This window comes from Neisseria sp. P0021.S006 (assembly GCF_051956895.1).
In genome coordinates, this window is record NZ_JBQCWZ010000002.1 from 94,875 (window position 1) to 101,377 (window position 6,503).

Genomic DNA, 6,503 nt, shown 5'->3' on the forward strand with positions numbered 1-6,503 from the left:
ATTCAAATTATATATTATTTATCAATCATTATTGTTTGAGAATAAAAAAGTAAAATCAAATAGCTAGAAAAACCGTTTAAAAAAAGCAACAAGTAAATTTAACGGGCATGACCGTTGAGGCCGAAAAAGTAACACTTTATCGGAAGAGTTGATTTGTAAAACCAAACGCATATAAAATTTGGACAAGGATTCCGAATGCATTGAAAGAAGCTGACAAAAAGTGACTGGTTAAGAAACAAGCTGACAAAAAACGGCACATCGTTTCCCAAACTTCACAAGCTTCCCAAAATGTATCAGCATAAAATCCCATAAAACAGGAATTTAGCTGCCATTCGGCCGAGTGGAAACTTTTGGCACGGGAATTGCATACAAGAGATTACGACGTAAAACCGCATAAAGGGGAAACTCTGAAGTGCGGCATATGTATGGGCAGGCGGTTTATAGCCGAGCAAACGTCCCAAAAGAAATCAAACCCCTTACAGGAAAATCGATATGAATAAAGTCTTTAAAGTCATTTGGAACCACGCGACCCAGACATGGACCGCGGTTTCCGAAATCAGCCATGCACACGGCAAAAAATCCGCTTCTGACAAGCGTAAAGCCGTAGCTGCTGCAGTTGCAGCGGCAGGTGCGTTGATGGCTTCTAGTGCTGCTCAGGCAGGTGTAGATTTGGGTGGTAGTGCGGTAAACATTACTCCAAATGGTACTTACAACGGTTCTAACAGAAACGTTGGTGTCAACTCTGTTGTAGTGGGTTATCAAAATACTGCCAGCAGTCAAGATGGCACTATCGCTTACGGTGCTAACAATACTGCGACTGCAAACGCAGCATTGGCAGTAGGTAATAACAATATCGCAACCGGCGGTGCATCGACTGCAATGGGTGTAAGCTCTGTTGCAAGTGGTGAAGCTTCTGTTGCAATCGGTAATGTAGCCCAAGCAACTCAAATTCGTGCGACTGCAGTAGGTAACCGTGCAACTGCTACTCAAGACTCCGCAAGTGCATTCGGTAACCGTGCAAATGCTGGTGCACAATTTGCAACAGCTATTGGTGATAACTCCAATGCAAATGCTGCTGCAGTTGCTGTAGGTACGCATGCAAACGCCGAAAAACAAGATTCTATCGCTATTGGTAATAACGCTCATGGTGCTTGGACCAATGCTATTGCTGTCGGTAAAGATACTGTAGCAAGTAAAGACCATGCGATGGCAATGGGTACCAGCTCAAATGCGTCAGGTGTTCAAGCTGTCGGCGTTGGTTCATATACAAAAGCAGAAGGTAATCTGACAGTTGCAGTTGGTCCATATGCGCAAGCCAATAAAGAAGCTGCAGTTGCTGTAGGTTCTAACGCTACTGCTGCTGAGTCTAACTCTATTGCTGTGGGTCAAACTGCCACTGCGTCTAACAATAACTCCATTGCTGTCGGTACTAAAACAGTTTCTAGAGGCGATAACGCAATTGGTATCGGTGCTTATGCTGAATCAACTGCTAACCGTGGTACCGCTATCGGCGTATTGTCTCAAGCTAATGGCACAGGCTCATTTGCTGGTGGTGCATCCGCTCAAGCAACAGGTGAAAATTCTGTAGCTATTGGCGGTGCGATGGATGGTACTCTGGGTAATAAAGCAGGTACTGCTGCTAAAGCAATCGGTAACAACTCTATCGCTTTGGGTACTCAATCTAAAGCTGCTGGCAATAACTCTATCGCTCAAGGTAACGGTGCAACTGCTAAGCAAGCTGCTGACGTTGCCGTAGGTCATGCTGCTACAGCTGACGGTACTTCTACTGGCGCTGATGGCGACGGCGTAGTAAATAATGCCGGTTCGGCAATGGCAATCGGTACAGAAGCTCAAGCAACCGGTATCGTAGCAACAGCCATCGGTGAGCGCTCTAAAGCTCTGGCAAACGGCGCGGTAGCATTGGGTGGCGACGCTCAAGCCAAACAAGGTTCTGACGTAGCAATCGGTCGTGGTTCCGTAGCTGATGGTACTTCTGCTGCAGCATTCGGTCCTGCTGCTACAGCAACTGGTAAATACTCAGTAGCTTTGGGCGTACAAAGTAACGCTGCTTCTAAACAAGCAATTGCATTGGGCCGTGGTGCTCAAGCTAATGGCGGTGAATATGCAACTGCTCTGGGTAACGGTGCTCAAGCAACAGCTAAAAACACTCTGGCTTTGGGTACTGAAGCTAAATCTACTATCGAAAACAGCGTAGCTCTGGGTAACGGTTCTACAACCAGCAACTTCGTACCTACTAACACTGCTACTGTTGGCAGCTACACTTACAGCGGCTTCGCAGGTGCAACCAGCGGTTTGGGCAATGGCGCAGTATTGTCTGTAGGTTCTGCAGGTAAAGAACGTCAAATTCAAAACGTTGCCGCAGGCCGTATCTCTGCAACTTCTACCGATGCAATCAACGGCTCTCAATTGTACGCTGTTGCAAATCGCATCGAAAACCTGAATCCATTTGTATTCTCAGGCCACAATGGTAGCGGTAGCTCACCTGCTGAAGGTACTTACAAATACGATCCTAAATCAAATGCCAATAACACCCTGAAACTGATCGCCGGTAACGGTTTGACAATGACCTCAAACGGCACTAACGAATACACCCTGAGCGTAATCGGTGGTGGTTCTACTGGTGCTTCCGGCGCGACTGGTCCTAAAGGCGATACTGGTGCAACTGGTGCTAAAGGCGATACCGGTGCAACTGGTGCTACTGGCGCAACTGGCCCTAAAGGCGAAAAAGGCGATACTGGTCCTGCTGGCCCTAAAGGTGATACCGGCGCTACTGGCGCAGCCGGCGCTAAAGGCGACAAAGGCGATACTGGTCCTGCTGGCCCTAAAGGTGATACCGGTGCTACTGGCGCAGCCGGCGCTAAAGGCGACAAAGGTGACACTGGCGCAGCCGGCGCTAAAGGCGACAAAGGTGACACTGGCGCAGCCGGCGCTAAAGGCGACAAAGGCGACAGCATCACAGGTGAAGTTGTAGATAATGGTGACGGTACCCATACCATTACTATTACTAATCTAGGTGATGGCTCAGTCACTACTACCATCGTTAAAGACGGTAAAAACGGTAAAGATGGTAAAGACGGCGCTACTGGCGCAGCCGGCGCTAAAGGCGATAAAGGTGACACTGGCGCAGCCGGCGCTAAAGGCGACAAAGGTGACACTGGCGCAGCCGGCGCTAAAGGCGACAAAGGTGACACTGGCGCAGCCGGCGCTAAAGGCGACAAAGGTGACACTGGTGCAGCCGGCGCTAAAGGCGACAAAGGTGACACTGGTGCAGCCGGTGCTAAAGGCGATAAAGGTGACACTGGTGCAGCCGGCGCTAAAGGCGACAAAGGCGACAGCATCACAGGTGAAGTTGTAGATAATGGTGACGGTACCCATACCATCACTATTACTAATCTAGGTGATGGCTCAGTCACTACTACCATCGTTAAAGACGGTAAAAACGGTAAAGATGGTAAAGACGGCGCTACTGGCGCAGCCGGCGCTAAAGGCGATAAAGGTGACACTGGCGCAGCCGGCGCTAAAGGCGACAAAGGTGACACTGGCGCAGCCGGCGCAGCCGGCGCTAAAGGCGACAAAGGTGACACTGGTGCAGCCGGCGCTAAAGGCGACAAAGGCGACAGCATCACAGGTGAAGTTGTAGATAATGGTGACGGTACCCATACCATCACTATTACTAATCTAGGTGATGGCTCAGTCACTACTACCATCGTTAAAGACGGTAAAAACGGTAAAGATGGTAAAGACGGCGCTACTGGCGCAGCCGGCGCTAAAGGCGATAAAGGTGACACTGGCGCAGCCGGTGCTAAAGGCGACAAAGGTGACACTGGCGCAGCCGGCGCTAAAGGCGACAAAGGCGACAGCATCACAGGTGAAGTTGTAGATAATGGTGACGGTACCCATACCATTACTATTACTAATCTAGGTGATGGCTCAGTCACTACTACCATCGTTAAAGACGGTAAAAACGGTAAAGATGGTAAAGACGGCGCTACTGGCGCAGCCGGCGCTAAAGGCGATAAAGGTGACACTGGCGCAGCCGGTGCTAAAGGCGACAAAGGCGACAGCATCACAGGTGAAGTTGTAGATAATGGTGACGGTACCCATACCATCACTATTACTAATCTAGGTGATGGCTCAGTCACTACTACCATCGTTAAAGACGGTAAAAACGGTAAAGATGGTAAAGACGGTGCTACTGGCGCTACTGGTGCAACCGGTGAAAAAGGTGACACCGGTGCAACTGGTGCCGACGGTAAGAACGCTGAAGCCGACGTTAAAGACAACGGCGACGGTACCCACACTGTAACCATCAAAGACGGTAACGGTAACACTACTACCACTATCGTTAAAGACGGTGCAACTGGTGCCAAAGGTGATACCGGTGATACCGGCGCTACCGGTGCAACAGGTGCCGACGGTAAGAACGCTGAAGCCGACGTTAAAGACAACGGCGACGGTACCCACACTGTAACCATCAAAGACGGTAACGGTAACACCACTACTACCATCATTAAAGACGGTGCAACTGGTGCCAAAGGTGATACCGGCGCTACCGGTGCAACAGGTGCCGACGGTAAGAACGCTGAAGCCGACGTTAAAGACAACGGCAACGGTACTCATACTGTAACCATCAAAGACGGTAACGGTAACACCACTACTACCATCATTAAAGATGGTGCAACTGGTGCCAAAGGCGATACTGGTGCAACTGGTGCCGACGGTAAAAACGCTGAAGCCGACGTTAAAGACAACGGCGACGGTACCCACACTGTAACCATCAAGGACGGTAACGGTAACACCACTACTACTATCGTTAAAGACGGTGCAACTGGTGCCAAAGGCGATACCGGCGCAACTGGTGCAACAGGTGCCGACGGTAAGAACGCTGAAGCCGACGTTAAAGACAACGGCAACGGTACTCACACTGTAACCATCAAAGACGGTAACGGTAACACCACTACTACCATCGTTAAAGACGGTGCAACTGGTGCTAAAGGTGACACTGGTGCAACTGGTGCAACTGGTGCCGACGGTAAGAACGCTGAAGCCGACGTTAAAGACAACGGCAACGGTACTCACACTGTAACCATCAAAGACGGTAACGGTAACACCACTACTACCATCATTAAAGATGGTGCAACTGGTGCCGACGGTAAGAACGCTGAAGCCGACGTTAAAGACAACGGCAACGGTACCCACACTGTAACCATCAAAGACGGTAACGGTAACACCACTACTACCATCATTAAAGATGGTGCAACTGGTGCCGACGGTAAGAACGCTGAAGCCGACGTTAAAGACAACGGCGACGGTACTCATACTGTAACCATCAAAGACGGTAACGGTAACACCACCACTACCATCGTTAAAGACGGTGCAACTGGTGCTAAAGGTGACACTGGTGCCGACGGTAAGAACGCTGAAGCCGACGTTAAAGACAACGGCAACGGTACCCACACTGTAACCATCAAAGACGGTAACGGTAACACCACTACTACCATCATTAAAGATGGTGCAACTGGTGCCGACGGTAAGAACGCTGAAGCCGACGTTAAAGACAACGGCAACGGTACTCACACTGTAACCATCAAAGACGGTAACGGTAACACCACTACTACCATCGTTAAAGACGGTGCAACTGGTGCTAAAGGTGAAGCTGGTAATACTGGTGCAACTGGTGCCGATGGTAAGAATGCCAAGGCCGATGTTAAAGACAATGGCGACGGTACTCATACAGTGACCATCGTTGACGGTGACGGTAAAACTACTACCACTATCGTTAAAGACGGTAAGAACGCTGAAGCCGACGTTAAAGACAACGGCAACGGTACTCACACTGTAACCATCAAAGACGGTAACGGTAACACCACTACCACTATCGTTAAAGACGGTGCAACTGGTGCTAAAGGTGACACTGGTGCCGACGGTAAGAATGCTGAAGCTGAAGTTAAAGACAACGGCGACGGTACTCACACTGTAACCATCAAAGACGGTAACGGTAATACCACTACTACCATCGTTAAAGACGGTGCAACTGGTGCTAAAGGTGAAGCTGGTAATACTGGTGCAACTGGTGCCGATGGTAAGAATGCCAAGGCCGATGTTAAAGACAATGGCGACGGTACTCATACAGTGACCATCGTTGACGGTGACGGTAAAACTACTACCACTATCGTTAAAGACGGTGCAACTGGTGCCAAAGGCGATACCGGTGCAACTGGTGAAAACGGTAAGAACGCTGAAGCTGAAGTTAAAGACAACGGCGACGGTACTCACACTGTAACCATCAAAGACGGTAACGGTAACACCACTACTACTGTCGTTAAAGATGGTGCAACCGGTGCAACTGGTGCCGACGGTAAGAACGCTGAAGCTGAAGTTAAAGACAACGGCGACGGTACTCACACTGTAACCATCAAAGACGGTAACGGTAACACCACTACTACTGTCGTTAAAGATGGTGCAACCGGTGCAACTGGTGC

General features: G+C 49.6%; 1 protein-coding gene. It reads left to right on the plus strand.

Translation table 11 applies throughout. The features are described from left to right. Positions 1-492: 492 nt before the first annotated feature. Positions 493-6,503: collagen-flanked surface repeat-containing protein (locus tag ACTHUM_RS01085; RefSeq protein WP_440392565.1), on the plus strand; the 6,011-nt coding region annotated here is incomplete at its 3' end.